Consider the following 26,493-nt stretch of genomic DNA (forward strand, 5'->3'; position numbering starts at 1 on the left):
GCCGTTTGACCCCGGTCGAATTCGAGGTCATCATGAACACGCCAGCCGCACTGGCTGCGTGACTACAACCTGTCACCTATCCGTGCAGCAGACCCTCCTATCTTCGAGCATGGCTACGGTCGCTTGAGGGACTTCCGGGCGGTGCTGGCGTACGTGGGCCAAACTATGAACAACTCATCCTGGCTGGTCACTCGCTGGGTGGAGTGATTCTTCGAAGGATGCTCCTCGACGAATTCAATCTGGGGCCCACACCGTGGTCGCTGCTGTACTCGCCCGGCTTTAGTACAAGACTCGCGCTCTTCTCTCCAGCAACGGCAGGGTTCGGGCCGTCCGGCTTACTTGGTGTCGTGCGTGAGACCGGCTTCTGGGGTGGGATCAATGCATATCTCAGCCGATCACCCGCGTATGTTGCCCTGTCCCAGCCCGAGTCGGGGATACTTCGTGAACTTCGCGACGATACTCGCGCGGCTATCGCAGGCGATGCGTCACGCAGGTTGGCGGCATCGACGATGTGGGCGGATCCAGATCGTGTCGTGCTGGTGCAGCCGTACCCAGAGGATCTTCCCTCGATGTACATACCGGGACGCAATCACACATCGGTCTGCAAACCAGACGACGAGTATCAGACTCCCTATTCGTTCGTTGAGTGGATCTACTAATGAGCGACGTCGCGGAGCAACGCATGCGGGCGTACGAGGAGATGTTTCTCCGAGCGGCCGCGCTCGCCGAAGGTACGAATGAGGTCTCGCGGTTCAACCCAATTGAAGTCCTTTTCAAGTCGATGGCTGCGTCAGACGGCTCAGTTCTGTTCGCGCCTCTCGGTGCCGTGCTAGTCGCCGAGCTTGACGCATGGCAACGCGTGGGGGTCGAGATTGGCTACTTTCGGGGGGACCGCCGCTATTCGGCTGCCGTAGCGGAATCGGACGTGCTAAAGGTCTATTTCGAGTGGATGGCAGCTGCGCCTCTCGCGAGTGAGACTGACCCCACCGATGCGGATGAGTTTCAGTTGTTCTTGGTTCGAGTCCAGGTACCCCAGCAGTAGTTTTCGCAGGATTCCGCAGCAGAATTCACCCTCGTTTCGAGGTGTCTCGACCCGTCTGATCGGGTCCGGGACCAGAAACGGGACCAAATACTCGCGCGCATGGCTGTGCGCGGGGCTCGGGTCCCGATCTCCACGCTTTGGGGGCATCCCGTACGGATGTCCACGGACGACACCGGCGCACCTTCTGTGCATGGACATCGGCAACTCTGGCGTCGCACCGCCGGACTTCAGGACGCAAGCGGAGATCGCCGACATCATCAAAGTGCCGGAGCGGACGCTCGAGGACTGGCGCCTCAATCATGTCGGCCCGCCGTACATGAAGCTCGGCCGGCACGTCCGCTACGACCTCCTCGAAGTCGTGGCCTGGGCGAGGGAGCAGCGCCATGCCTAGACCGCGGATCCAGGCCGGCGAGATCGGCGCCGTGCAGATCACGAAGCTCGCCGGAGGCCGCTTCCGTGCCCGTGCCCGCATGCGCGACGACGCCGGCGAACTCCGACAGCTTAAGGCCACGGGAGACTCCGAAGAGGACGCGTGCGCCGAGCTTCGGCGTCTGGCGGCGTCGTTGACGTCGGGCGGTGCCGGAGCGCTCACCGGGTCGAGCACGATCGCTGAGGCAGCCGACGCCTGGTTGGTGCAGGCGAACGCTCGTGCCGACGCCGGAAGCCTCGCGCACTCGACGCTCGAGTCCTACGAGTCCGCGGTTCGGCTCGTTCTGAAGCCGATGTGCGGCGGCGTCACGCTGGATCAGCTGACGGTCGGTCGGTGCGACAGGATCATCCAGAGCATCATGCGCGAGGGCTCGCTCTCGAAGGCCCGCAAGGCCCGCGCCGTGCTCGGATTGATCTGCGGCTACGCCGTGCGGGATGACGCGATCCCGCGCAATCCCGTTCGCGACGTCCAGCGGCTGCCGATGCCGGACAAGAAGACTTCGGCGCTGACCTCCCAGCAGGTCGCGGCGGTCCGCGAGCTCATGCACGGATGGCGGGCGACTGGCGGTTCCGGTCCCCGTCCGAACTACCGGGCGCTGATCGACGGAATGGACATCATGCTCGGCACCTCGGCTCGCGTGGGGGAGTGCCTCGGTCTCCGGCGCAAAGACGTCGACATGACCACCTCCCCACCCACAGTGCTCGTCGACGGGACGATCGTGAGCACCAAGAAGCAGGGACTGCACCGAAAGGAGGCGCCCAAGCGCGCCAGGCAGCGGCGACGCATCGCCCTGCCGGCCGTCGCGGCCGCCGCCGTCCGCAACCGGTTGGTGCTCGCGGGGCCGGGGGAGGACGCGTTCCTGTTTCCGACCAAGACTGGCCGGCCGATGAGTGTGAGCAACTACGAGCGACTGCTGCGCACCTTCGTAGAAGACACAACCGAGGTTTTGACCGTGTTGGGTGTCGACGTCGACGAGTTCACGACGCACCTCTATCGACGGACGACGGCGACCTTCGTCGAGCGTGCGGCGGGCATCACGCTCGCCTCACGTCTACTCGGGCACGCAAATGAACAGATCACGCGTGCGAGCTACGTCGTCTCCGCCGTCGAAGTCGACCCCATCACGATCGACATCCTCGACGAAGTCCTCGGATCCTGACAGGAGAAGGAAGGCGCAACATGAGACCCGGACGATCGCCGCTCGAAATGGGCACACACGGCACCATCACCACCCGGGTCGTCGCCAGCGGTCAGACGTGCGCAATCGCACGACTGCGGCTGTGGGACGGAGAGCTCCACCGTGTGACCGCGACCGCCGACACCGCCTCCGCCGCTTGCGCACTGCTGAAAGAGCGGATGGCTAAGCGACTGCGATTCTCGGAGCTCGATGGCTGGCGATATCTCACGCCGGGGGCCCCCTTCGACGAACTCGTGTACGTGTGGCTCAGTGACCTCGGGTGGCTATCGGATGTCAGCGAGGCCACGCACGCCCGGTGTGAGCACATCGTTCGAACGCAGCTCGCGCCGGCCTTCGGCGACTTGACGATCGGCGAGATCACCGCGGAGCGAATCGAACAGCGCTTGGCCATTCAGAGAGCCGCATCGGAGGGGGTTGCCGCGTCCTCACGCGAGGTGATCGAGTTGCTCCTGGACTTCGCGGTCGGCGAGGGCGTGATCATCTCGAACCCGATTGGCTCCGGGGCGCGGGATGACGCGCCCTCACGTCTCGGCGACCTGGGTGCCCACAGGAAGATTGTGCGTGGACGGATCGAACTTCGCCACGAACAGCGTCGGCGTGAAGCGGGACCGGGGCGGGAGCGACTCGCGATCGAGGAGGAGATTTGAACCGGCGTCAGGGGGTCAGGGGTTCGAGTCCCCTCAGGTCCACCAAAACTCCCGGTAAAGCACCAAAACTTCACTCCCCGATCAGGGAGTTTGAATGTTTGGTAGTCGTTTACTGGACACTTCGCCAAGTCGCCACAGGGCGCTTTCGAGCCTTCTAGAGCTATCTGGAAGGTACGCGGTGGCGCCCGCGCACCTTCGCTGTATGGATACCGGTGGCACCTCAGAGTCGGGACTGGGCAACTACGTCTCGTTGGCTGAGCTGGCCGCCGAGTTGAAGGTCTCCGTTCAGACGATCTACGACCTTCGAAGCAAGGGCCGTGGGCCGCATGGGTTTCGTGTCGGCACCCAGCTAAGGTTCCGCACGGCCGAGATCGATGCGTGGGTCGAGCGCATGGAACAGGCTGACCAGCAGCGCCACGCCGGCGGTGCAGCATGAACGGCGGACGTCCACGTACCCTGATCGGCTCCTACGGGACCATCAGCGTCACCAGGCGCGGCACCTCCTACGTGGCTCTCGCGCGCATCCGCGACGCCGACGGGCGCCTGCGCAGAGTCACCGGTGCTGCTCGCACCGAATCGGCGGCGCGAGCCCGCTTGAAGGAGCGTCTCCTCGACAGACCCGGTTTTGGAGCCGGCGGCCTCCTCGACCTCAGCAGCTCCTTCCGAGACCTCGCCGACCTGTGGCTCGAGGATCTGGAGTTGCGCGAGTTGTCGGATGGGACGAAGAAGAGCTATCGCGACGATCTCCGGCTCCGCGTAAGGCCACAGTTCGAACACTTCTCGCTCGGCGAGATCACCACGGGCCGCGTGGAATGGTTCCTCAGATCAGAGAGCGCAGCGTCCTTCTCTCGCGCGCACCACTCGCGAACCGTCCTCAACCAGCTCTTCGCGTTTGCTCTCCGACATGATGCGATCCCGCGGAATCCCGTGCAGGGGACGAGCCCGTTGCGGAGGCCGAAGGGCGAGCGGCAGGCGCTGAACATCGAGCAGATCGGTGCAATCCGCGACGCCGCCAGTCGCTGGCGGACCGGTCCCGACGTCAAAGGGCCTAAGCCCGACGGTCAGGTGCGCGACATCATCGAAGTGCTCCTCGGTACCGCGCTGCGCATTGGCGAGTGCCTCGCTCTGCGCGTGTGCGATGTCGACGACGGTCCCAACGGGATGACGATTTCCGTGACAGGAACGGTCGTGTTGCGCACCGGCAGCGGCGCGGTCCGGCAGGACCACCCCAAGACCGAGCACTCCATCCGCCGCATCGCCGTCCCCGACTTCGCAGCCGCCGTGATTCGCTCACGGCTCGCCGGCATCCCGACCAGCGACCCGCAACGGACGATCTTCGCCAATCGCGCGGGCAAACCCCTCAGCCCGTTCAACGTGCGACGAACCTTCCGCGCGTTCCTCGAGATGGCGGATCTCACGGGGGAGGGGATCACCCTTCGCTGGTACCGACGAACCGGTGCGACAGTCATCGCGCGCGGGGCGAGCGCCGATGCTGCCGCCACCTTCCTCGGACACGGATCGACCGCGATCACCGAAGGCCATTACATCGAGCCCGACCGCACCGTGGATCGAGGGCCCGCAGGAATTCTCGAGCGGACCCTGCGCCGCGAGAGCCCCGATGCTTCGCTTCTTTCGAACGACGACGGCGCAGCCGAGGACTCGGCGCTCGACTTCCTCGACGACGAAGACATCGAGGCTGCGTAAGGCTTCTCGGCTTATCGATCTCGCTTGTCCGTGCCCCAGCTTGCGATCGGTCCGCCGCTGGGGCCGTGGTGGCGGAGGAACTCGGCGTGGACCCGTTCGCACGCGAGGCGGAGGGTTGTGGACCAGCCGATGAGCTCGCCGCGGAAGCTGACGCGGTAACGGAGGTTGGTGGCGCTCACACGACGCAGCTCAATGGTTCCGTAGACGCGGTCGAACGCGTCCACCCAGCTCCACGTGCCCGTCGGACCTTCCCGCGCTGCAAGAAGCGGGTGCCACCGGCTCTGTTCGGCCACAAGCGTCCTCCCTCCGGCCGAACGTGGATGAGCGTAGAACGGGTCCCAGACATCGCCGAACGGCTGGTGGGCGCGGCACACGCACCTTCCTGCCATGAGCGATCGTGAGCGCGTTGACGCTGTCCTCGAGCACGTGGCTGTGCTCGCGTTTCTGTACTACCCCGGCATCGAGGCACATGATCCGGGCTACAGCCTCGCCGAGGACGTCGAATGGTGCCTCGTACGGCTCGGTGACGTGTCCGACGGTGAGCGCGAACGGATGAGCGGGCTCTTCGCGCGAGCGATTACCGACCCGACGGCGACGCGTGAGGAGCTGTTCACGGCTCTCGCGGAGTTCGACGGCGTGCTCACGGCGGATGGCCATGAGTGACGCGCAATCGCGCGATGACGAGCGAGCAGCGCGCCTCGCCGCTCAGCGTCAGGCTTGGAACGACGCCCACCCGACGTACTACGCCGAGTACCGTGACCGGAACCGTGAGGAAATCCGCCGCAAGAACCGCGAGTACATGCGCGATCAGGCTCAGCGCGAGCGCGACGCGAAGGAGCGGCGCCAGAAGGGGGTCGAGCGCGCGAAGGCGTGGGCGAAGGAGCACCCAGAGGAGCGTCAGCAAGCACGTGAACGGTACAAGCAGAAGCATCCTGGGGCGTACAAGCAGGCTCAGCGTGACTACTACTACCGGAACCGTGACTCGATTGCGGAGCGCCGGCGTGCTCGGGAGGCTGCTGACCCGGACAAGGCGAACGAGGCTCGTCGGCGCGCGGTCGACCGTGCCCGGGAGGTCGGCCGCGATTCGACTTGGTCGCCCACTCCAGATCAGCGGGCGACGTATCGCGAACGCGAAAACGAAGCGAGGCGCCAGGCACGTCGTCGCGCGCGGGCCGGGCTTCCAGAACGCCAGTTGCACCGCGTGCACGCGCCGGAGCGGCGCCACAACGACGCCGTGGCCGACGCCTTCTTCGCGCGGAAACGTACGGGTGAGGACGTCGCTCGTATCCGTGCTCAGGACCAGCCGACTCCTCCCGGCCTGGTCCAGGCTCTTCAGGAGCGTTCGGAGAACCGTCGTGTGGTGCGCGAGATCCTCGCGATCGCCGACGAGTACTTCGCCGAGCATGAGGTCGAGTTGCGGGCGCGGGTCGCTGAGGTCTCGCGCGCGCGTTTCCGGGGCGGGATGCTGCCCCTCGACGTGTACACGGAGCCGCGCCGTCACGCGCTTGAGTTCGCGAGTCGTGGCTACCGCCGTGCAAGCGTCGCGTCCCCGACATCGTCGCTGACGGTCTTCCGCTGGCTGACGACGGATCGGGCCAGTCGCGGGCCCGATCTTTCGCTCTGATCGATCCCTATGCGGGCATTGCGCGCAACCGGGGCCGTTGCGCGCTGTCGGTGTGGATGATCGATCCGATCCGAAGCGGAGGAAGCCTGTCAGACTGACGCGATGACGGTGGGACTGACCGCGCGGACTGGCGCTCGGATGCTTCTCGGCGGGTTTCTCGTCTACATGGGGCTTGCGCACCTGTTCTGGGCGAGGCGAGGCTTCCAGATCGCCGTCCCGGACTGGGCCACTCGTCCATCTGGCCTCGACAAGGACGCGATCGTCGTGGCCTCAGGCGTTGTCGAGATCATGCTCGGCGGGGCGCTGATCGCACTTCCGCGTGAGCGGCGCACCGTCGGGGCGCTGACGGCGGCGTTCTTCGTCGCGGTGTTCCCGGGAAACGTGCACCATTGGCGAACAGGACGCTCGGCGCCGCTGCTGCGCACTGATCGGGCCCGTTTCAACAGGCTGTTCTCCAGCCGATCCTCATCGGGTGGGCGCTGTGGTCCGCGGGGCCATGGTCGCAAGCGACGACTGCGGCGCTACGTCCGCGCGGGCCCAGGCGCAGGCGAAGCTGACCAACACCACCACGTCGTCACGATCCGCAAACGAGCATTGCGCACTAAGGGGACCGTGACGGGGTTGCGCGATGGAGGGTGTCTGCTCGCTCGGAGTCGGTCAGACGTTCGCGGGGTCGGGTGCGGGCGCGAAGAATTCGCGGAGAGCCTGGGGGTCCCAGCAGTAGTTGCGGACGGCGCTGACTCGTCCGTCGGCGATGGTGACGAGTTGGATGTACTCGTTTGTGAGGGGACGCCCGTCGCGGGTTCCGGAGGTCGCGGCCACGATCGCGACGCGGTGATCGCTGGCGAGCATGTCGACGATCTCGAGCCGGTAGTCCTCGACGACGGGCTCGCCTTCGAAGAGGTGGGCGATCACGTCGTCCGGGCCGGTGTACGCGCCCCCGTCGCCTTGATAAGCCGGCTCCCGCCACTCCACGTCAGCAGAGAGGCGGTCACGGACACCGTCGATGTCACCCTGCATGAATGCCCCGTACAGCTGCTGCACGATTTCGATGTTCGACGCCATGTCTCCTCCTCAGGTAAACTTAACGATGTTAGGTTGTCGTTCATGGATGATCCTGTCAAGAGCGCCGACCGCAGTCCGCGGGCCAAGCGAGAGTGGCATCGCGGGATCACTCGCGACAGCGTGGCGAACGCCGCCGTTGCGCTGCTCGATCGCGAGGGACGCAAGGCTCTGACGATGCGCAGGCTGGCACAGGACCTCGATGTGACAGCTGCGTCCCTCTACTTCCACGTCGCGGGCAAGGACGACCTGATCGAACTGGTCGTCGAACGCGTTCTCGACGGGGTGCGGTTACCGCCGTCTCCGGACCTGGTGGCCGCATTCGTCGCGTACCGGCGGGCGCTGCTCGACCACTCAGAGGCCGCCTTGCTCATCCTGGAGTTTCCACGACTCACCCAGGCGAGCGCGCGTCTCACCGAGAGATCTCTCACGTTGCTCACGGACAGTGGGATGCCGCTGAGGGAGGCGACCGACCGGCACGTCACCGCGGTCGCCTACATGCTCGGATGGGTGTTGCAAGAACTCATGCCGCGGAAGATCGCGCCGGGGCTTGCCATCGACTCGCCCCTCGTCAGGGAGGCGATGTCCGACCTCGGACGACGAGAAACGGAAGACCGATTCGTCATCGGACTGCGCCTCATCCTCGGAACCTGAACGGTTCCGCCAGACGACTATGAGCCGCGGTGACTGACATACCCAGGCGAGCCTCCGGCCGGGATCCCCATCCGGGCAATGCCCGAAGCGGAGCGCCACGAGCGCGGCAGCGTCGCGCGCTTGCATCCATTGCTGACCTCGCCGGGTAATGGGAGACTGTGCGCACTGTCTGGGAGGAACGTGATGTCGCCCTGGTATGAGTCAGTTCAGGAAACGCTTAATCAATTGACGTTTCCTCAGACCGGCTATCCGAACCTCTACCTGAATCAGAAGCGCCTCGGGGATCGGTTCCTCGGCAAGCTAGGTGCGATCGATACCTTCAGCAAGTCCGTAGAGACGACTGGCGGAGCCAATGCCAAGCTCAAGGCGGTGGTTGCCGAGGCCACCCTTGAGTCTGCCCGTGGCAGGCACGCCACGATCAACTGGAACCTTTCCGACTCGCTCGCCCAGGCGCTAGTACTCCGGGCCTATCTTGAATCTGCCGGCGAGTTACGCACGGAGCCCCGTGCGGCCATGATGATGGACTTCGTTCTCGTGGGTGGCCCCGGTGGACTGGTTCATCCGGACTTCGTGCCGGACCACGCCAATTGGCCTCGGAACGACTTATCCGTCAAGGCCGCCTCAGAGGTCGCTGACGAGGTGCAAAAGCAGGTGAGACTGGGCACGAGTCCAGATCATGCACCCGCATATTGGGTATCGTTTGCGCACGCCGCGGGCGGCACGGTCGTCAGCACGCTTGGCACGGGATCTGTTATCCAAACGGAGGTGCGGCAATGGGCCTGGAGCGGCGGCAAGTACTGCATCTTCGGTCAGAAGGTTCGAGATTGGGACTCGTGGACACTGGTGTCGCCGCTTCACGTCTGGATCGAGCCGCCAGGCAGAAGTCGCGCCTGACCGACCCAGCAGCCCACCACCAAGTGCAACCATCGGATCCATAAACGGGCAAGGCCTGGTGGAGGTACATTGCGTACGGCTGTGAGCCCGCTCCGTTGCCACCCCCTGTGTGCGGCACCGCCAGAGTCGGGAATCCCCTCGAGTTCTGGTGGGTCGGGGTGTGTGGATGCGGAGGTCGGCATCGGGCGTGGTGGGCGGGTCGTGGCTGATGATCGCGACGACGAGCGAGTGATCGCTCAGTCTCGGATCTGCTCGCGCATGGGGTCATACTCGACGGTGGTGCCGTGTGCGCCTGGTCCGGTCATGTGTGGTCGAACTGCTTGGGCCAGCCGCGGCCTCGACATCGTGGCGTGGGCCAGGGAGCGGGGCCATGCATAGACCACGGATCCGGCCGGCGAGATCGGCGCTGTTCAGATCACGAAGCTTGCGGGAGGTCGATTCCATGCTCGTGCCCGCATGTACGACGACGCCGGCGAGCTCCGCCAGCTGGAGGTCACGGGCGGCAGCGAAGAGGACGCTCGTCCCGCGCTCCAGCGTGCGGCGACCTCGCTGGCGTCCGACGGTGCCGGTGGCCAAGACCGATGAGGAAGCGTCAGCAATGCGGCATCCCGCTCGCGCGTCAACGCAACTGCGGTGGACGAGCGTAGCCATCGGGGCCCTACTATGTCGACGTGAGCCCGACCGGTCTCAGTAGCGCTCACCCTCCGGCTACGGTCCGACGCATCGTTCTCGGCACGCTCGGTTGGCCATGGCATCGCCCGCGAGTCCGGTCATCCGCTGACGAAACTCAGAAGCGGTCGAGGGCGTCCAGGCATAGGAGGATCTCGCGTTCGAGGGCTTCGGGCGTGGCCTCGTCGAGGGCGCCCTGGCATGCGACTTCGAGGGACGCGAACACTGCGGCGACACCGGCATGCGTCGGGCGATCGTCGCGTGCGAGGCCGCGTTCCACCGCGACGGCCCTTGCCAGCTCCGCTGTCAGCGTGTCCATCGCCGAGGCCATCGCCGCGCGCAGGGCCGGCTCACGGTAGATGAGTCTCAGCCTGCGGAATGAGTCTGCCCACTGCTGTGGGGTGACTTCGGGTGACTGTCGCAGTCCGCGCACTGCGAGTCGGGTCGCCTCGCGCAGGTCGCGGTCAGCTGCGAGGCGCGCGATCTGGGCTCCGGCCATCTCGTCGAGCTCGTCGAGCAGCACGAGGCGCTCTTTCGTTCCGAAGTGGCGGTAAATTGTGCGCTCGGCGACCTCCGCCCCCCGTGCGATGTCGGCCACCGACACTCGGTCGTATCCGCGCTGCTCGAACAGGTCGAGCGCGATCGACTGCACGCGACGCATTGTCTCCCGTCGCGTACGCTCCCGCAGATCCACTGGCCCTCCTTGCCCTCGGATGGTGCCCAGGGTACAGTCACTGCCAAGTGGCAGTCACTGACATTTGGAGGATGGGTGTCCGATCAGCCGATCATCGAGGTCGCGGGCCTCGTCAAGCGCTTCGGCTCCGTCACGGCGCTTGACGGACTCGATCTCACCGTCACTGGGGGCGAGGTGCTCGGGTTCCTCGGCCCGAACGGTGCCGGGAAGTCGACGACGATCCGCATCCTCTTGGGACTTATGCGCCGCTCGGCCGGGCGAGCGAAGCTGTTCGGCCGCGACCCGTGGCGGCACGCCGTCGCGCTTCACCGGCGCCTCTCCTACGTGCCCGGTGACGTCGCGCTGTGGCCGCAGCTGACCGGCGGTCAGTGCATCGACCTGCTCGGGTCCTCCGGCGCTCCGCTGGATGAAAAGCGCCGCGACGACCTCGTCCAGCGGTTCGACCTCGACCCTTCCAAGCGCATCCGCGACCTCTCCAAGGGGAACCGCCAGAAGGTCGCGCTGGTCGCCGCGCTCGCCGCCGAGGCCGATCTGCTCGTCCTCGACGAGCCGACCTCGGGACTGGACCCCCTCATGGAGGAGGTCTTCCGGCAATGCGTGCGAGAGAGAGCGGATGCCGGCGCCTCTGTGCTGCTGTCGAGCCACATCCTCAGCGAGGTGGACGCGCTGTGCGAGAACGTGACGATCATCCGCCATGGCCGTGTCGTGCAGTCAGGGAGCGTCGCCGAGCTGCGGCGCTTGTCCCGGACGACCGTGCATGCCGTCACGCGCGCGCCCGTGGCGCTCTCGTCCGACGCCGCCGTGGCCGATCTGGCGATCTCGCCGACTATCGACGGCGGCACGGACCTCTCGTTCTCGATCGATCCGGCCGCGCTCGACCGTGTGCTGCCCGCGATCCTTGCCGCTGGCACGTCGGCGCTCACGGTGCGACCCCCCAGCCTCGACGAGCTGTTCCTCGACGCGTATGAGTCGGCCGGATGAGCGCGCGACGCGGCTTCACCGCCGTCCTGCGCACCCAGCTGCGCACGGGGTGGCTGGCGCCCGCAGTCTGGGTGGTCGCGCTCGTCGGCGGCTACCTCGCAACAGTCGCTGCGATTGACGGCCTCTACGGCACCCCGGAGCAGCTGGCCACCTACAACGAGACCGTCGCCTCCGACCCGGCGCTGGCCGCCATCAACGGCACCCCCTACGGCGCAGACACGCTCGGTGGTGTCGTCTCGAACGAGTTCGGCTTCATAGCGGCGATCGCCGTCCCGCTGATGGGTCTGCTCCTGGTCGTGCGGCAGACGCGCGCGCAGGAGGAACAGGGGATGCTGGAGCTGCTGCGCTCGCGCGGCGTCGGCATCCGCGCGCCCTGGACGGCCGCACTCCTCACGACGACGATCGCGCTGTTGCTCGTGGGCACGGGCATGACGGTCACGCTCGTCTCATACGGGGAGGATCTCGGTGGAGCCGCGACCTACGGCGGATCCATGGCAGCGCTGGGTCTGGTCTTCGCGGGCATCGCCGCCTTCGCCGGGCAGCTCTTCCGACGTGCGGCCGGCGTCGTGTCGGTCGGCATCGTGGTCCTCGGCATCTCGTATGTCACCCGAGCGATCGGCGATGTCCGCGACAACGGCTGGAAGTGGCTTTCGCCGCTCGCCTGGCAGCAGGAGACGCGCCCCTTCACCGACGATCTGCGGCTGTGGCCACTGCTGTTGTCTGTCGTCGTCGCCATGGCGCTCGCCGCGGCAGGCCTCGCGCTCGTCTCGCAGCGCGATCTCGGCGCAGCGTTGTTCGCCTCGCGCCGCGGCCCGGCGCGAGGCGGCGTCCTGCTGCGCACGCCGCTCGGCGTGGCCGCGTGGATGCAGGTACCGGCAGCTGTCGGCTGGATCGTGGGCGCGTTCGTGATCGGGGTCGTCTTCGGCGCGTTCACCGACGACATCTCCGATGCCATCGCCGCGAATCCGGCCATGGCCGAGTTCTTCCCCGACCCGGGCGACGCGAACAGCTCGTACATAGCCCTGTCGTTGACGCTGCTGGCCCTCATGGCGATCGGGGTCGTCGGCCAGACCCTGTCGCGTATCCGCGCCGAAGAGTCGGGGGGAGCGCTCGAGCCGGTCCTCGCCCGGTCCGTGTCGCGCGTGGGGTGGAGCTCGGCACAGTTCGGCACCGGTATGGTCGCCGCCCTGCTGACCCTCGTCGCCGGCGGCGCCGGCCTCGAGCTCACGGCGGGCCCCGCTGTCGACGGGATCCTCGCCGCCACCCTCGCCTATCTGCCCGCCGTCCTCGTGATCGTGGGGATCGCCTGCGTGCTGTTCGGCTTCCTGCCGCGCTGGGTCGCTGCGGTATGGTTCGTGCTCGGCTACGTCGCGTTCGTCGCCTTCCTCGGCGGCACGGTCGATCTTCCGGAATGGGCGCTGAACTTGTCACCGCTGCACGCAGTGGGCGATGTCCCGCTCGATGACGTCTCGGGGACCGCGGAATGGATGTTGCTCGCCGTCTTCATCGTGCTCACGGTCGCCGGCCTTATGGGTTTCCGCCGGCGCGACGTGCCGAAGTAGCTCGAGATCGGATGAGGAAGGCGCGCGATGGCGCGTGGCACCGGGACGGCGGGGTGTGGTGGGGTGTCCACCCTTCAGGTCTGGTGAATTCCACGATCGGCGTCACGGCGTCGCCGCTCAGGCTCGTAAGCGCGGGTCCGAGGAGGCGCCACGCGAACGGATGTCGCCGCGAGTATTCTCGAAGAACCGCTGCGGAGCCGCCCGCATCGAGCAGCTGCACCTTCGCGAGCACACGGTGGGCAGTTCCCGTGCTCAGATAGGCGACACCGTTCGCCCTCAGATTGCGGTACCACTGGGCGCGATGACCGAACCCGGAGGCCACGCGTACGACATTCGGCTTCCGGTCCACGACCTCCACCACGACGAACCGTGGCTGGTGGGATGCGCGCCCGAGATGCTCGATCATGAGTAACCGATGGCCAAGCAGCCAACCCCAACCCGCTCGGTACAGCGGGATCGGCGCGCGCATGAGCCATCGCATGCGCAGAATGCGTTCGGCCACTGACGGATGCTCAGCCATCGACCCTCCTCGCCGAAAGTTCCGAAAATAGGCTAGCGACTCAGAGCGGCCGCCAGCCGCCCGAGCTGCCCGGAGTCGTCCGCGGTCTTGTCGAGCCACGATGTTACGCGGGAACACGCGTGGATCCGCCATGCAATACACGGATCTGTCTGCGCACGACGCCGAGGGCGTCCCTCGGGAGGCTCTCGGTGCGGCGCGGGATGGCGTGCACGATCTCGCGCGCGCTGCACTCGATCTTCGGTTCCACTGTGGTGAGTGAGGGCACCATCACCTTTGCGAGGACGGAGTTGTCGACGCCGATCACGCCTGAACTCTTTCGGCACGGCCCGCCCTGCCGCGATCGCTGCGTAAGCGCGCGTATGGCCGCCTCATCGTTGTAGGCCGCGATTCCGACGTACCCGAGCGGCAACGCGTTCGTCTTCACCGTGAACGCGTTCGAAGGTGATGGGCAACACTCGGTGGATGGGGATGTCGGGAGCTCGGCCCGAGCCGACTGAGCGGATCCACAAACGCGCACTGCACGCTGTGCGGGCCGCAACGGGCGTCGGCGATCCGGCAACGGACGCGAGATGTCGGGTCTGGTGCAGCGCGGTGATACCTGTCATCATTTGGGAAAAGTTGACGTCATGGCTGGGATGGACGTCTTGGAGCGGGCGCGGTCCGCCTTGGGGGAAGGGGTGCGCCATGCGCACTTCGTACGGTTCGTCCACGTTGCGTTCGATCGAACGAGCAGATCGGAACGAGTTGCCGACGCCGCGTCGACGTCGACGTCGAAGCCTAATGGCCGTGGCGGTGGCGACGGGTGTCGTGTTCTGCACGTACGGGGTGATCGCGCCGGCGGCTTTCGCGGGCGACGCCAGCGGGTTCAGCGACGACGATGACAGCGTGGCGAACCTCGACTACTGGATGAGCGCACTTCCAGACGATGTGAAGCTCAGCGAGCTGTCCATCCCTGGGACCCATGACTCCGCTACGTCGACGGTGACGCTCAACTTTCACTTCGCGGAGACGCAGACGATGACGCTGCGGGAGCAGCTGGACTCCGGCATCCGCGAACTCGACATCCGTGCGGCATTGCGTGTGAATGACAACACGGACGCCGCCGACGACTACTTCACGATTCATCACAATGACTTCGACATCAAGGAGCCGGGCACGGACCGGGATATGACAGGCGACGATGTCATGACCGCCGTGTGCGGCTTCCTTTCCGACAACCCCCGCGAGACGGTGCTGGTTCAGTGGGGCGACCTCGATCTGGTGGACGACGAGTGGGACGAGGTGGATCCTGACAGCGATCTCACGGAGGATGACCGCAACGCGCTGGTCGACTCGACCTATTCGGCCGCGCTGCGGTTGCAGATCGAGCGCTTCGAGGACGAGGACTGCGTGTGGGACCAGGGCGGCAGCACCACCGTTCCGACGCTCGGTCAGGTGCGGGGCAAGCTCGTCCTGATCCCGCAGGCGATGGGCAAGGGCGGCTGGGGAGGATCAGCCGATCTCGACGAGTTCGGTCTCTGGTCCGCGCTCTTCTCGGGTGGAAGGGCACCGGTCGGCGGCGATGCCGTCGACACCCTCTACAACATCCCCGCGTACACAGAGAAGCTGGTCGAGAACATCAAGGTTGCAGATGCCGATACCGACAAGGAACACATCTATGTCACGGGTCTGAACGCGAACACCGGTGCCAAGCCGATCAGCTTCGCGAGAGGGGTGGATGGGATCGGGGCGATCGGCTATGAGGGTCAGGGGATCAACGAGCTGATGGTGGAATGGATGCTGGGGCTTCGGAACATCGACGGTGATCGCGGGCTTTCGGTGTCCAAGCTGGGGATCGTCGCGATGGATTATCCCGGGGCTTCGCTGATCGAGACGATCATCGCGCACAACTACCCCCTGATCTCCGACATCGGGATACTCCAGTCAATGGCGAGCGAGGCGTTCGTGTGGTGGGGCATCCAGATCAACAACGAGGTCGACGAGATCTCTCCTGACGACGCTGACGCGGCCAAGCGTTGGGAGGCGATGCAGAAGATCCTGACGCACTTCCTGCCGAGCTATCCCATGATCGGGTGGGTGCTGCATGATCGCGATAGGCAGATCTCGTGGGACACCGGTGGCGACGGTCTCTACCTTGATTCGAATTGGGACGAGGACTTCCGCTACATGTTCTTGTCGACGCACGGCCGCCCCGGGAACGCGGCGGGCAACAACAAGGCGATCGTCAAGGACCTCCTCACGCAACTCTCGGGCGCGAATGCGGCCGCGCGCAGCCACTACCTTCAGAAGGAGATATCGCTGATCTATCCGGGCCGCACAGTCGCGGTCCTGGTCAAGCAGTCGCCTGGCGGCTACGACAACTGGATGTACACCTCTCCGGAGACGGCACGATACGACCAGGACGGCTTCTTCCACGTCGTCTGGGTGTACGACGCGCCTGCTCCCCCCGTACTCGAACTGGGCGGACCGTATGACGTCAACGAGGGCGACACGATCACCCTGCGGGCCGGCGCTTCCACAGACCCGGACGGCCGTCCCATCACGTACTGCTGGGTCTCCTCGGGAAGCGAGTGCAGCAGGGGCCCGACATTCGATGTTCGGTTCGTCGACGACAGCACAGCGACCTGGACGGTATATGCGAACAACGGCGTGGCGCAGACCTCGCAAACCGTGACGGTGAGGTTCCACAACGTCGCTCCGACCGTGACCGATGTCCGAATCGCCTCGGCCAGGGTGGAGAACGGAACCGCGATCCTGCGGGGAACACTGATCGATCCGGGGACCGGCGACTCACACACGCTCGTGGTCGACTGGGGAGACGGCCAGCAGTCGCAGGCCGAGATTCCTGCGCGTCCTGTCGGTGCTGCGGCTTTCGCTCCGCTGCCCGAACTTCGGCACCTCTACCTCGACGACGGCCCAAGTGGAACTCCCTCCTACACGTACCCGGTCCACGTGACGGTCACCGACGACGACGGCGGCATTGGGGAGGCCGACGCCGACGCCCGGGTCGACAACGTCGCCCCGACGGTTTCGGACCTGTCGGTGACGCCGGCGGTGGACGAGAACGGTCTCGCCACCGTCACCGGCACTCTTCACGACATCGGTTCGCTTGACACCCATACGGTGACCGTCGACTGGGGAGACGGGCATCAATCGCACGCGGATATGCCCGCTCGTCCTGGAGGTCCGACCTTCGGGCCTCTGCCGAACCTGACCCATCAGTACCTCGACGATCCGGCCGGCACCTCCTCAGATGAGTACACGGTGACCGTGAACGTCACCGACGATGACGGCGGCGAATGGGAAGACACCGCGCCCGTCCGGGTCGACAACATCGCGCCGACAGTATCGGACCTGTCCGTGACACCCGTCGACGAGGACGGGGTCGCCACCCTCACCGGTACCCTCAGCGACCCCGGAACGCTCGACACCCACACCCTGACCGTCGACTGGGGCGACGGATCGGATCCGGAGGGCCACGACCTGGATGCGGGTGAGGGACTCCCCGACCTGACGCACCAGTACCTCGACGACCCGAGCGGAACGACAGACACCTACATGGTCCACGTGAACGTGAGCGATGACGACGGCGGCGAATCGGAAGACACCACTGCCCCCGCCGAGGTGAACAACGTCGCGCCGACGGTCACCGACCTCGCGGTGACACCGGTCGACGAGAACGGGGTCGCGACCCTCACCGGCACCCTCGCGGATCCCGGAACCCTCGACACCCACACCGTGACCGTCGACTGGGGCGACGGGACGGGCCCGGAAGACCATCAACTGGATGCAGGCAAGGGACTCCCGGAGCTGACCCACCGCTACCTCGACGACGACCCCACCGCAACCCCCACCGATGAGTACACCGTCACGGTGACGGTGACCGACGACGACGGCGGCGAAGGGGAAGGCACCGCCACCGCCCGGGTGGACAACGTCGCCCCGGCGGTGCGGGACCTCGCAGTGACACCCGTCGCAGAGAACGGAGTCGCCACCCTCACCGGGACCCTCAGCGATCCCGGAACCCTCGACACGCACACCGTGACCGTCGACTGGGGCGACGGATCGGAGTCGGAAACCCACCAGCTGGTCGCGGGTGAAGGTCTCCCGGAGCTCGCACACCGGTACCTCGACGACAACCCAACGGGAACCCCCACCGACCAGTACACCGTGACCGTGACCGTGACAGATGACGACGGAGGCGCCTGGGAGGACGCCGTGACCGTCCAAGTCGACAATGTCGCACCGGTCGCGACCTTCGGGACGATCCGCGACAGCTCCGGCTACACGGTCGGGGCGGCCCCGCCGAGCGACCTCGATGTGGCTCTGCTGGGCCTGGAAATCGACGCCATCGCGACATTCGCCGACCCGGGAACGCAGGACACACACACCAGCAGCATCGACTGGGGCGATGGGACGGTGAATCCCACCCAAGGCAGCAGCCCCATCTCAGCAAGCCACCGCTACCTCACGACCGGTGAGCGAACCGTGACGTTCACCGTCACCGACGATGACACCGGCGTCGGCTCAGCCGCGGCATCCATCACCGTTGTCGACGCCGCGGACGCGACCCGCATCCTCGCGGCGCATCTGCAGGGCATCATCGACGACCCCACCGCCCCGCCGGCGACCCGTGATGCTGCGGCATCCGCGCTGATTGTCCTGGTCGGGAAGAACCCCGCCAAGACAGGAGGCGCGCTCGCCGACCTCAGCGCCGGCGCGAAGAACAGCTTCTTCGTCAAGCTCAGGACCGCGGCCGCCACGCTCGAGGGCGCGGCACTGCACCGCGAAGCGAACCTGGTCGCACTCATCGCGAAGTCCGTGATCGTGCTCGAGATCGACCAGTCCGCCGCACATGCGACCACCGACCGCCAGACACGGGCCGTCGCAGGCGCCAGAGCGGATGTGGCTGCGGGCGACGCCGCGACGACAGCCGTCGACGCGATCGAGCACTACCGGACCGCGCTCATCCACCTCCGGCCCGCACGATGACGAGAAGGCCGAGCACGGCTCAAGGTCACCGTGCGCGTCGCCCCGCCGGATCTGGGTGACCGGGGCCTCGTCGCTGACCGCCCACGCGGACAGAGTCGCCGTCTCCTCAACTTCCGCATGCTCCTCATCGTCTCGGGGGTCCCGAGCCTCAACCAGACCCGGGGCGCAACACGGCGGGCCGTGGAGGACGCCCACGCCTGGGAAGAGACCAGTCTGTTCGTCGACGCCGACGCAGTTGGACGCCGACTATCGAGTGAGCGAACAGTTGCGCGGCCTGTGAACTGACAGCTACAGCGGCCCGAGCGACGGTCGACTAGCGGGCGCGGCCGGGCGGTAACTCCATACGATCGCGGGCCGCCATTCGAGAGACTCCGTCGCATGGACGCATTGAACGTATGAGTGGCACGCACACTTTCGCAATCAGCGGTGGCCTTGCGTGCGGCGGTTGCGAACCACTGCCGCCCCCAATGGCGACATCGCAGTGGTCGGACTTCAGCTGGACTGGCTGCCTGCAGCGGCTATGTACGCGTCTTCCACCGCTCGGCGGCGCGCGACGTCCTCGACGACGAAGGTGCGGAAGTCGACTGCTCTATCTTGGATCGACGCTTCGGCGATCGTGGGCGCGGGGTCTTCTCCGGGCCAGGCGGTTTGTCGGGTGGCGCGGTCGCGGTCGAGGCGAGCCCCGCAGGCGGCGACCCAGTCGTGCAGTCGTGCGCGCGCCTCGGCGAAATCCTGGTGCCATCCGAGTGGGGCGGAGCCGTTCTGCTGCTCGTCGTAGGCGCACAGCCAGTGGAGGTGGAGGGCGGAAAGTTCCCAGACGAGCTCCGGGTGTCGGTGCCAGAGGGGCGGGAGGATTGAGGGCCCGAGGCCGTAGGTGCGGCGCAGCCAGTTCACCCATCGGTCGAGTTCAACCCACTCGAACGCGGCCTGGTCTGAGGTGAGAATGTTCCAGTTCACCGGACGCGGAACCGAGGGAAGACCTTCTGGCTCGCCATCCGGCGCGTCGGCAGGCGGCGGGTCGAACTGGTAGCCGGGGATGTGGAGCGGCTCGTCGGCAGGCATCGGTTGGAACCTCAGAGGGCGACGGGCCGGACTGCGGGCTTCGAAGCCGACGGTGTCGCCGGCGTCAGCGGCGGGACGGTGCGCCGGCGTTGCAGGGTGTAGTTCGTCCGAGCGGAATCGTGACCGAGGCGCTTCGCGACGAACTCTTCAACCTCGACCGTCTCTCCGTCGCGCTGCCGTGGCGACGTGTGGGTGTATCCCTCGGCGATGAAGGCGTCGCCCTTGTTGAACATGGCGTAGGCGCGTTCGGCGTTGCGGCGGAACATCACGAGGTCGTGATAGGTCGTCTCGGTCTGGGTGAAGGTGCCGTCGTCATTGCGTTCGAAGTGTTCCTGGCCGATGCGCACCCAGAATCGGGCCTCGCCCTTCGCGTTGAAAGCGAGCTGGGGCTCCGATGCGAGGAAGCCGGAGAGTGATTGTTGGGTCTGGATCGTCATCGCATGCTCCTACGAAGCGGCCGCGGTTCGGCCATCACCAATTAGGTGCGTCGGCTCTCCCCGCCGAAGCTGTTCTTCGACTCGGGCCCGGTCGTCACGGAGCGTGGCGCTGTCGGGTCGCGCGGTCCACTCCCGCAACTGCGTGACGATCGGCGGCGCCGCCCTCAGCATGAGCAGAGCGGTGCCGTACGGGAGGGTCCGGATCACGTCCGGCGGCATGATCGGCACTCGGCGGGTCGACCGCTGGTTGGAGCGCAGTCCGCGTTCGCCGACGGTGATCGAGTCGGTGACCTCGTCGCGGTCGCCGATCAAGGTGGAGATATCTTGGAGGTCGCGCGATCCGGATGCGCCGCCGAGCACGATCTTGGCGATGCTCGCGTCCCAGATTGCCGTTGCAGCGTTGTCGCCCCATCGTTGCCGGGCCTGTGCGAGCGATTGGAGCACCGGCATGGTGGTGATTCCGGTGCCTCCGCCTTCCGCCATCAACACCGGCAATGACGGCAGCGGGGCGAGGTTCCCGATCTCATCGAGCGCGAGGAGGAGGGGTGGGTCGAGGCGTGCGCCGGGGGCGCGTGCGGCGACGCGTCGAGCGGTTTCGACGAGGTCTTCGACGAGCGCGGCGACGAGGGATGACGAGGCGCCGGCGCCTGCGCCGGTGGCCAGGAGGTAGAGGGTGCCGTTGTGGCGGAGGAAGGCCTCGGGGTCGAAGTGCTCGTCTTCGCCGGGGCTGACGGCATCCAGGACGCGTGGGTCGGCCAGGGCTGAGAGTGCGAGCGATACGCCTTGCCAGATGGAGTCCCGCGTTCGCGGGTCGGCGTCGATCATCGCCTCGAGTGACTCGGCCCAGCCGGTTGCGGCGCCTGGGGTCGTGGTGAGGATCGCCACCGCATCCTGTGCCGCGGCCGGATCGAGGGTCCACCGGTACAACTCAGCGGGGGACCGGCCGTCGAGTGCAGCCGCGTGGAGGAGCGCCTGGAGCGCGGTCCGTGTCTTTCCCTCCCAGAAGCCGCCGTTCTCGACTCCCACGCTCGACAGACCGGTGCCGGCCGCGAGTCCCGCGGCCCGGATCATCGCGGTGAGAGGGATCTCGCACCCGCGTACCGGTGACCACCGCAGGCCGGCCGGGACGCCCGGCGCGAGTTGCTGTGGGTCGAACACCGCGACGGGGCCGCGTCGCATTCGTGCGCGAAGGGTCGCGGTGAGGTTGTCGGGCCGGGTGGAGGTGGTCACGACTGAGCCGGGGGCGTCGAGGATCGAGTTGATGACGATGTGTGCGCCCTTGCCTGACCGGGGTGGGCCGATCACCAGGATGGAGTCCTCGACCGAGGTCCACACTTTCGTGCCGCGTGCCAGTCCGACGAGGTATCCGACGTCGCTGGGCTGGGGTTTGGTGACGGATGCTCGCAGGTGCGTTGCTCTCGACAGCAGTGCGCGGTCCGAGGCTGCGCGGCGGACGTCAGCTGATGTCGCGATCCCGGCGATGCGGTGGGGATCCGTGCGGGTGTGGTGCGTGAGGTTGCGGATGAGTCGCCAGATCCACCAGGCGGCTGTCGCGATCAGCGCGACGAGCACGGTGACGGCTGCCCAATAGGCGATGGGGTTGAGTCCCCCGGAGCCGAGGGCAGCACCAGGGTCGCCGGGTGAGCCGAAGACGCCGATTCCGGCTGCGAGACCACCCGTCGGCTGATCCGCTCCCGTGACGAACGCGGCGACATTGCCGGCCACACGGAGGACGCCTGCGATCGCGACGATTCCACCGAGGGCGAGCAGGGCGAGGTTGGTCAGTGCGTCGTGCCCGGTGACATCGAGGCCGTTGTTGGCGGTCATGTCAGTCCCGCGATCACGCAGGTGCCGGAGATCCGCCCGATGAGGGCGACTTCGCCGTCGGCACTGACCCGGCAGATGCCCGGTTCCAGCAGTGCTCGCGCGGAGCCGGCCGCGGATGCCTTGGTGTGTCGCACGATGATCGCGACGGCGACGTCCTCTCCAGGGATGAATCCGTCCTCGCCGAACACGACACGCGGCGGCGCAACGAACGGTGCAGCATCGATGAGACCTTCGGCGACGGGCGTCCCGACCACCTCATCCCGACGCGGCGGCTCCGCGGACGGGTCAAGTGCCCTCTGTAGGGGCCTGGTGACGAGGTCAGTGAAGATGGTGCCGTCTGATTCGTAGACGAGGACCCGCACCGGTGAGCCGCGGTCCTCGAGCACTGAGTCGATGACGGTCGCGAAGGAGGACCGCACCCAGGGTGGTCCGAATCGAGGTGGCTCGTACGGCGTCCCGTCGACGGCGACGGTCATCGTGCCGTCGGCGGCGACTGTCATTGCGATCACGGGCAGAACTGGCGGTACGGCGGTCGCTTGTTGCGGAAGAGCAAGCCAACCGCTTCGCGTCCGAGTTCCTCATGCCTGCCGAGGAGATCGCCTCCTTCCTCCCGACATCGACGGCGGGGCGGGCGTGGTCTCAACTTGCTGACCTCAAGGAGCACTGGGGTGTCAGCCTGGCTGCTCTGCTCTACCGCGCCCGCGCGCTGGGTGTCATGGGAGACGTGTCCTATCGCAACGCGATGATGCGCATGTCGCAGAACGGGTGGCGGCGGGCGGAGCCGGGACGCATTTCCGCGCTTGAGATGCCATCGATGCTTCCGCGTGCCCGCGAGGTGCTGAGCGAGGCCGGAGTGGACGGTGACCAGTTTCTTCAAGGGTCAGGACTACCGATGGGGCTTTTTGAGATCGCCGCGTCGCGCGTCCCCACGCCAGTTGTTCCAGCATCGGCGGGCGCCAGCTAGTCAGATCGCTGGATGTGATGGGCAATCTCGAACGGGTTCGTCGGCATGCAAATCGTGCTTGACGGCTGAGTGACCGCTGTCATAATGGGGGCAAAATGGGGACCGCAAGTACATCAGGTGCCGCAATCGTGTTCGCCTCGAATGAGGTGTCTTCGTGAGCTCGGTCGAAACGCACATCCGGAGCATCGACGAGGTTATCCGCGGCAACATCGACACGCTGAGCGATAACCGCGGTCTTCTTTCTCAGAACATGCTGCAGCAGCTTCGGCACCTCACCGAGGGCGCCGCCGTACTCGCGCACACGCGAGATGCGTCGACTGAGTACGAGTACGACGCCATCGAGGCGGGTCTCGCTCACATCCGCTCGCAGGGCAAGCTCGGCTTCCTTCGTCGATTCCACAAGATGCTGCAGCCGAGTGCATCGCATTACACGTTCGACGGGGACAGCTCCGAGCGCCTCATGCTGAAGTACTACGAGCACCTCGTGCGTATCCGGACGTTCCTGAGCGACGAGTTCGGCATGAACGTCCTCGACAATCTGGAGTCATTCCCGATCGACTTGGATCCGTCTCTGCGGGAGTACCACGAGAAGATCGCGGCCCGTATCGAGGCGGTGCGGGAGATGCCGGAGAGTGGCGACAGGTCATCGCGCTACTACATCCGGAAGACGCGGCCCTTCTTCGTGGGCGGGCGCATCTACTACGAAGTGACCTTCACGAACCCGGTCGACCGAGCCAGCAAGTTCGATCGGGTCATCGCCTTTACCGACCAAGACATTAGTGACCGGTACGCCGCAAGCCTGACGCTGCGAGCGGACGCGATTCAGGTGCTTGGCCAGACGATGCCGATCCTAGTGATTCGGAAGTGGGAGGTGTCGATCCGCCCGTGCGAGTTCGACAATTTCGCCCGCTTCTTCGGCCCGCGCACGAAGGTTAACACCGGAAGCCCGGAGTACCGCCTGCTCATGCGCTACCTCACTTCAACCGGCTCGACGCTTCTTGATCTCGTCGATCTGCCGGATGCGCGGTACGCAGCTATCAAGGCTGCGGTTACCGAGCGGTCTCAGACCCCGCACATCTTCCCTGTCCTGGACAAGGCCCGAGTTGCGATCCGCAGTCGCGAGCCGGGGTTCGTACTTCTCCGCTACCTCCTCCTGCAGATGCGCAATGCCGTCCTGCGTGAGCAGTGGAGCCCAGACAGCTGCGGCGGCCTGTCTGGGCTCAACCTCCAGTGGGGCTGCATCCCGTTCGATCAAATGCCCTTCTGTACCTTTCCGTTGGGGCACCGGCCGCGGTTCTGGGACCTCATGGAAGCGATCGATCCGACCGATCGCACCCATGAGCTTCTGGCACGACGAGTGAAGAACAACGTCGACCGGCGCGGCATGCTCTACACCCCGCTCACCGAGCTCGAGTCGTTCGGCGATGTCCCAGCGCTCATCCAGCGGCACAACGATCTCCTCTACTACAAGCACAAGGCGCGCTCGCTCGATGTGGATCGCGGCCACGTCTATATCCGCGGCTACGAGAACGACACCGTCAAGATCGTCGAGAAAGTGCAGGAGTACGCCGGCTCGGGAGTTGGTGGCTGGACAGAAGCAATGGAGCGGTGGCTCGCGGAGCGTCCGACGCTCGTCAACGACCCCATCAAGGCGGCTGCGCTCAAGGCGCTGTTCAAGGATTCTCGCGTGGCTCTGATCTATGGTGCGGCTGGTACGGGGAAGTCCACGACTATCGACTACATCGCGCAGCGCTTCAACGGTGAGCCGATGCTGTTCCTTGCCAACACCCACCCGGCGGTGGACAACCTCAAGCGCCGAGTGCAGACGCAGCATGGTGAGTTCCGCACGATCGCTAGCCACAACTGGCGCACGGGATCCGATCCCGAGTATGAGGTCGTGGTTATCGACGAGTGCAGCACGGTGAGTAACGAGGCGCTCCTCCGGGTGCTCCAGAAGACCAAGTTCAAGCTGCTCGTCCTGGTTGGGGACGTTTACCAGATCGAGTCCATCCAGTTCGGCAACTGGTTCGGCATCATGCGGTCGTTCGTGCCGTCCTCGTCCGTCTTCGAGCTGGAGACGCCGTATCGCACGACCAACGCGAATCTTCTCTCGCTTTGGCAGAAGATCCGCAACCTGGATGACGACATCACCGAGACGATGGAACGCGGCGAGAACTCGACCGTGCTGAGCGAGGAGCTGTTCCAGGCGCACCGCGATGACGAGATCATCCTCTGTCTCAACTACGACGGCCTCTACGGCATCAACAACATCAATCGGTTCCTGCAGAGCAGTAACCCGAACGAAGCCGTCGACTTCGGGCCGGCGACCTTCAAGATTGGCGACCCGGTCGTCTTCAATGACAGCGAACGCTTCAAGCCGCTGATCTATAACAACCTCAAGGGCACGATCGTGGGCATCGATCGACAACTTGGCTACATCCGCTTCGAAATCGACCTCGACCGTGACGTGACCGAGCTCTCCGCCTGGGGTTCTGACCTAACTTGGCTGCGCGACTCGGTCGTTGCCTTCGACGTTTACGAACTCGCAAACAGTGACGACGATGATGTCGATCTCAACACCTCGATTCCGTTCCAGGTCGCCTACGCGGTATCCATCCACCGCGCGCAAGGTCTCGAATACGAATCAGTGAAGGTCGTCATCACCGATGCCAACGAGGACGACATCTCGCACAGCATCTTTTACACCGCGCTCACGCGTGCTCGCGAGAACCTCCAAGTCTTCTGGACACCCGAGACCCAGAAGGCCGTCGTCGAGAAGCTCGAGCGGAAGACGAACCAGAAGGACGTGGGACTTCTCACGGCGCGCCGTTCCTTGGTGCGCGCAAGCTAGGGCCGGTCAAAGGGCGGAAACGCTCGGCGGCAAGGCTAAGGGGCCTATCTATCGACGCCTACGTTATACAGCCTCGGCCAGGGTCGCGACACGAACTTGTTCCAGGAACGGCTCTGAAAGCATCCATCCGTCCGACTCGTCAACGATTAACTTCGCGACGGCGGTCTTCTGCTGCCCCTGTGTGCGGACGTTGACCCACAGGTCTGAGTCGACGAGGCGCTCGGCGAGATCAAGGGAGCTGAGTCGCCAACAGTTACTCCTGCTGGGCCACTTCGATCGCGGCCTCTTGGCGCACTTCCTTCAGAAGGTGGCGCTCCAGCCAAGGATCCTCAATCACTTCTCGCTGCGCGGCGAGGAGCATCTTCACGACCGTTGTCCGCTCGTGCTGAGGGCGATGCGTGCGAGCCGCGCGGCCGGGAGGTTCACAGTCGGAGCCCGTTCGCGCGACTCGCGGTCCGTTGCCTTTCGACTCCAACCCGCGCCGGTGGTGCCACGGGCTCGCGTGCGTCCTCGACGACCGGGTCGAAGCGGCGCAGGAGTGAAACGTAACCGAAGTGATGGTTGTAGGTGAGCGCGTACCCGACGGGTCTGCTGCACGGATAGGTGACAGGTTGTAGTCACGCAGCCAGTGCGGCTGGCGTGTTCATGATGACCTCGAATTCGACCGGGGTCAAACGGC

The 26,493-nt window shown here is 65.8% G+C and carries 23 protein-coding genes and 1 pseudogene; 16 read left to right on the forward strand and 8 right to left on the reverse strand.

Annotation, left to right across the window (positions count from 1 at the left end):
* Positions 1–658 precede the first annotated feature (658 nt).
* The 9 genes and pseudogenes from ACWGST_RS14310 to ACWGST_RS14350 all read left to right on the forward strand — a co-directional run bounded on the left by ACWGST_RS14310 (position 659) and on the right by ACWGST_RS14350 (position 7,202).
* Positions 659–1,042, forward strand: coding sequence for a hypothetical protein (locus ACWGST_RS14310; protein ID WP_452047344.1), 384 nt, complete (start codon positions 659–661; stop codon positions 1,040–1,042).
* A 190-nt stretch (positions 1,043–1,232) separates the two neighbouring features.
* Positions 1,233–1,433 carry a helix-turn-helix domain-containing protein gene (locus tag ACWGST_RS14315; RefSeq protein ID WP_452047345.1) on the forward strand — a complete coding sequence of 67 codons (201 nt, stop codon included), beginning with the start codon at positions 1,233–1,235 and terminating at the stop codon, positions 1,431–1,433.
* 331 nt (positions 1,434–1,764) lie between these two features.
* Positions 1,765–2,631 carry a tyrosine-type recombinase/integrase gene (locus tag ACWGST_RS14320; RefSeq protein WP_452047346.1) on the forward strand — a complete coding sequence of 289 codons (867 nt, stop codon included), beginning with the start codon at positions 1,765–1,767 and terminating at the stop codon, positions 2,629–2,631.
* Between the two features lie 20 nt (positions 2,632–2,651).
* Positions 2,652–3,317, forward strand: coding sequence for a hypothetical protein (locus ACWGST_RS14325; protein WP_452047347.1), 666 nt, complete (start codon positions 2,652–2,654; stop codon positions 3,315–3,317).
* A 202-nt stretch (positions 3,318–3,519) separates the two neighbouring features.
* Positions 3,520–3,753, forward strand: coding sequence for a helix-turn-helix transcriptional regulator (locus ACWGST_RS14330; protein ID WP_452047348.1), 234 nt, complete (start codon positions 3,520–3,522; stop codon positions 3,751–3,753).
* Positions 3,750–5,021, forward strand: coding sequence for a tyrosine-type recombinase/integrase (locus tag ACWGST_RS14335; RefSeq protein ID WP_452047349.1), 1,272 nt, complete (start codon positions 3,750–3,752; stop codon positions 5,019–5,021). The genes ACWGST_RS14330 and ACWGST_RS14335 overlap by 4 nt, the downstream gene beginning before the upstream one ends.
* A gap of 387 nt (positions 5,022–5,408) precedes the next feature.
* Positions 5,409–5,684 carry a hypothetical protein gene (locus ACWGST_RS14340; RefSeq protein ID WP_452047350.1) on the forward strand — a complete coding sequence of 92 codons (276 nt, stop codon included), beginning with the start codon at positions 5,409–5,411 and terminating at the stop codon, positions 5,682–5,684.
* On the forward strand, positions 5,677–6,645 hold the full coding sequence (locus tag ACWGST_RS14345) for a hypothetical protein (RefSeq protein WP_452047351.1): 969 nt from the start codon (positions 5,677–5,679) through the stop codon (positions 6,643–6,645). Before ACWGST_RS14340 ends, ACWGST_RS14345 begins: the two co-directional genes overlap by 8 nt.
* A gap of 102 nt (positions 6,646–6,747) precedes the next feature.
* Positions 6,748–7,202: pseudogene (locus ACWGST_RS14350) on the forward strand (DoxX family protein).
* Between the two features lie 100 nt (positions 7,203–7,302).
* Here the strand turns inward: ACWGST_RS14350 and ACWGST_RS14355 are convergent.
* Positions 7,303–7,710 carry a nuclear transport factor 2 family protein gene (locus tag ACWGST_RS14355; RefSeq protein WP_191171078.1) on the reverse strand — a complete coding sequence of 136 codons (408 nt, stop codon included), beginning with the start codon at positions 7,708–7,710 and terminating at the stop codon, positions 7,303–7,305.
* Positions 7,711–7,752: 42 nt separating this feature from the next.
* On the opposite strand from ACWGST_RS14355, the gene ACWGST_RS14360 reads away from it, so the two are divergent.
* Positions 7,753–8,361 carry a TetR/AcrR family transcriptional regulator C-terminal domain-containing protein gene (locus tag ACWGST_RS14360; RefSeq protein ID WP_191171077.1) on the forward strand — a complete coding sequence of 203 codons (609 nt, stop codon included), beginning with the start codon at positions 7,753–7,755 and terminating at the stop codon, positions 8,359–8,361.
* Positions 8,362–8,439: 78 nt separating this feature from the next.
* Positions 8,440–9,255, forward strand: a complete 816-nt coding sequence (locus ACWGST_RS14365) for a hypothetical protein (protein ID WP_452047352.1) — start codon at positions 8,440–8,442, stop codon at positions 9,253–9,255.
* Between the two features lie 787 nt (positions 9,256–10,042).
* On the opposite strand, the gene ACWGST_RS14370 is transcribed toward ACWGST_RS14365, so the two are convergent.
* The gene (locus tag ACWGST_RS14370) at positions 10,043–10,576 is read right to left on the reverse strand and encodes a TetR/AcrR family transcriptional regulator (protein ID WP_191170733.1); all 534 of its coding nucleotides are present in this window, start codon (positions 10,574–10,576) and stop codon (positions 10,043–10,045) included.
* 117 nt (positions 10,577–10,693) lie between these two features.
* Between ACWGST_RS14370 and ACWGST_RS14375 the strand changes: the two genes are divergently transcribed.
* Both ACWGST_RS14375 and ACWGST_RS14380 read left to right on the forward strand, forming a co-directional pair.
* Positions 10,694–11,599: an ABC transporter ATP-binding protein gene (locus ACWGST_RS14375; RefSeq protein ID WP_191170732.1), complete on the forward strand. Its 906-nt coding sequence runs from the start codon at positions 10,694–10,696 to the stop codon at positions 11,597–11,599.
* The gene (locus ACWGST_RS14380) at positions 11,596–13,161 is read left to right on the forward strand and encodes an ABC transporter permease (RefSeq protein ID WP_191170731.1); all 1,566 of its coding nucleotides are present in this window, start codon (positions 11,596–11,598) and stop codon (positions 13,159–13,161) included. Before ACWGST_RS14375 ends, ACWGST_RS14380 begins: the two co-directional genes overlap by 4 nt.
* Here the strand turns inward: ACWGST_RS14380 and ACWGST_RS14385 are convergent.
* Together ACWGST_RS14385 and ACWGST_RS14390 are read right to left on the reverse strand one after the other, a co-directional pair.
* Complete coding sequence (locus ACWGST_RS14385; protein WP_452047353.1) at positions 13,127–13,813, reverse strand: nitroreductase family deazaflavin-dependent oxidoreductase; 687 nt, start codon at positions 13,811–13,813, stop codon at positions 13,127–13,129. The genes ACWGST_RS14380 and ACWGST_RS14385 overlap by 35 nt on opposite strands.
* Positions 13,785–14,105, reverse strand: coding sequence for a substrate-binding domain-containing protein (locus ACWGST_RS14390; RefSeq protein WP_191170729.1), 321 nt, complete (start codon positions 14,103–14,105; stop codon positions 13,785–13,787). The genes ACWGST_RS14385 and ACWGST_RS14390 overlap by 29 nt, the downstream gene beginning before the upstream one ends.
* 362 nt (positions 14,106–14,467) lie before the next feature.
* Here ACWGST_RS14390 and ACWGST_RS14395 point away from each other — a divergent pair, with 362 nt between their 5' ends.
* Positions 14,468–18,673 (forward strand): hypothetical protein, encoded by a 4,206-nt coding sequence (locus ACWGST_RS14395; RefSeq protein WP_452047354.1) that lies wholly within the window; start codon positions 14,468–14,470, stop codon positions 18,671–18,673.
* A 492-nt stretch (positions 18,674–19,165) separates the two neighbouring features.
* On the opposite strand, the gene ACWGST_RS14400 is transcribed toward ACWGST_RS14395, so the two are convergent.
* From ACWGST_RS14400 to ACWGST_RS14415, 4 genes are read right to left on the reverse strand one after another with little or no spacing between them, the layout of a single operon-like run.
* A complete protein-coding gene (locus ACWGST_RS14400; protein ID WP_191170727.1) occupies positions 19,166–19,735 on the reverse strand; it encodes a hypothetical protein in 570 nt (189 codons plus the stop codon).
* Between the two features lie 11 nt (positions 19,736–19,746).
* Positions 19,747–20,172 (reverse strand): single-stranded DNA-binding protein, encoded by a 426-nt coding sequence (locus tag ACWGST_RS14405; RefSeq protein WP_191170726.1) that lies wholly within the window; start codon positions 20,170–20,172, stop codon positions 19,747–19,749.
* 9 nt (positions 20,173–20,181) lie between these two features.
* The gene (locus ACWGST_RS14410) at positions 20,182–21,999 is read right to left on the reverse strand and encodes a TraM recognition domain-containing protein (RefSeq protein ID WP_452047355.1); all 1,818 of its coding nucleotides are present in this window, start codon (positions 21,997–21,999) and stop codon (positions 20,182–20,184) included.
* Positions 21,996–22,508, reverse strand: a complete 513-nt coding sequence (locus ACWGST_RS14415) for a hypothetical protein (RefSeq protein WP_452047358.1) — start codon at positions 22,506–22,508, stop codon at positions 21,996–21,998. Before ACWGST_RS14415 ends, ACWGST_RS14410 begins: the two co-directional genes overlap by 4 nt.
* Between ACWGST_RS14415 and ACWGST_RS14420 the strand changes: the two genes are divergently transcribed.
* Positions 22,439–22,963 (forward strand): ImmA/IrrE family metallo-endopeptidase, encoded by a 525-nt coding sequence (locus ACWGST_RS14420; RefSeq protein ID WP_452047356.1) that lies wholly within the window; start codon positions 22,439–22,441, stop codon positions 22,961–22,963. The genes ACWGST_RS14415 and ACWGST_RS14420 overlap by 70 nt on opposite strands.
* Before the next feature lie 154 nt (positions 22,964–23,117).
* Entirely contained in the window at positions 23,118–25,814 is a 2,697-nt protein-coding gene (locus ACWGST_RS14425) for an ATP-dependent DNA helicase (protein WP_452047357.1), read from the forward strand.
* The last annotated feature ends 679 nt before the right edge of the window (positions 25,815–26,493 follow it).

This window comes from Agromyces sp. NPDC055520 (assembly GCF_053619715.1).

Bases quoted from the DNA above. Each gene is read 5' to 3' on its own strand.
- ACWGST_RS14335 (WP_452047349.1), top strand. From the start codon at position 3,750: ATGAACGGCGGACGTCCACGTACCCTGATCGGCTCCTACGGGACCATC.
- ACWGST_RS14355 (WP_191171078.1), bottom strand. From the start codon at position 7,710: ATGGCGTCGAACATCGAAATCGTGCAGCAGCTGTACGGGGCATTCATG.
- ACWGST_RS14315 (WP_452047345.1), top strand. From the start codon at position 1,233: ATGGACATCGGCAACTCTGGCGTCGCACCGCCGGACTTCAGGACGCAA.
- ACWGST_RS14400 (WP_191170727.1), bottom strand. From the start codon at position 19,735: ATGCCTGCCGACGAGCCGCTCCACATCCCCGGCTACCAGTTCGACCCG.
- ACWGST_RS14330 (WP_452047348.1), top strand. From the start codon at position 3,520: ATGGATACCGGTGGCACCTCAGAGTCGGGACTGGGCAACTACGTCTCG.
- ACWGST_RS14320 (WP_452047346.1), top strand. From the start codon at position 1,765: ATGTGCGGCGGCGTCACGCTGGATCAGCTGACGGTCGGTCGGTGCGAC.
- ACWGST_RS14405 (WP_191170726.1), bottom strand. From the start codon at position 20,172: ATGACGATCCAGACCCAACAATCACTCTCCGGCTTCCTCGCATCGGAG.
- ACWGST_RS14410 (WP_452047355.1), bottom strand. From the start codon at position 21,999: ATGACCGCCAACAACGGCCTCGATGTCACCGGGCACGACGCACTGACC.
- ACWGST_RS14360 (WP_191171077.1), top strand. From the start codon at position 7,753: ATGGATGATCCTGTCAAGAGCGCCGACCGCAGTCCGCGGGCCAAGCGA.
- ACWGST_RS14365 (WP_452047352.1), top strand. From the start codon at position 8,440: ATGCCCGAAGCGGAGCGCCACGAGCGCGGCAGCGTCGCGCGCTTGCAT.
- ACWGST_RS14380 (WP_191170731.1), top strand. From the start codon at position 11,596: ATGAGCGCGCGACGCGGCTTCACCGCCGTCCTGCGCACCCAGCTGCGC.
- ACWGST_RS14385 (WP_452047353.1), bottom strand. From the start codon at position 13,813: ATGGCGGATCCACGCGTGTTCCCGCGTAACATCGTGGCTCGACAAGAC.
- ACWGST_RS14345 (WP_452047351.1), top strand. From the start codon at position 5,677: ATGAGTGACGCGCAATCGCGCGATGACGAGCGAGCAGCGCGCCTCGCC.
- ACWGST_RS14325 (WP_452047347.1), top strand. From the start codon at position 2,652: ATGAGACCCGGACGATCGCCGCTCGAAATGGGCACACACGGCACCATC.
- ACWGST_RS14310 (WP_452047344.1), top strand. From the start codon at position 659: ATGAGCGACGTCGCGGAGCAACGCATGCGGGCGTACGAGGAGATGTTT.
- ACWGST_RS14340 (WP_452047350.1), top strand. From the start codon at position 5,409: ATGAGCGATCGTGAGCGCGTTGACGCTGTCCTCGAGCACGTGGCTGTG.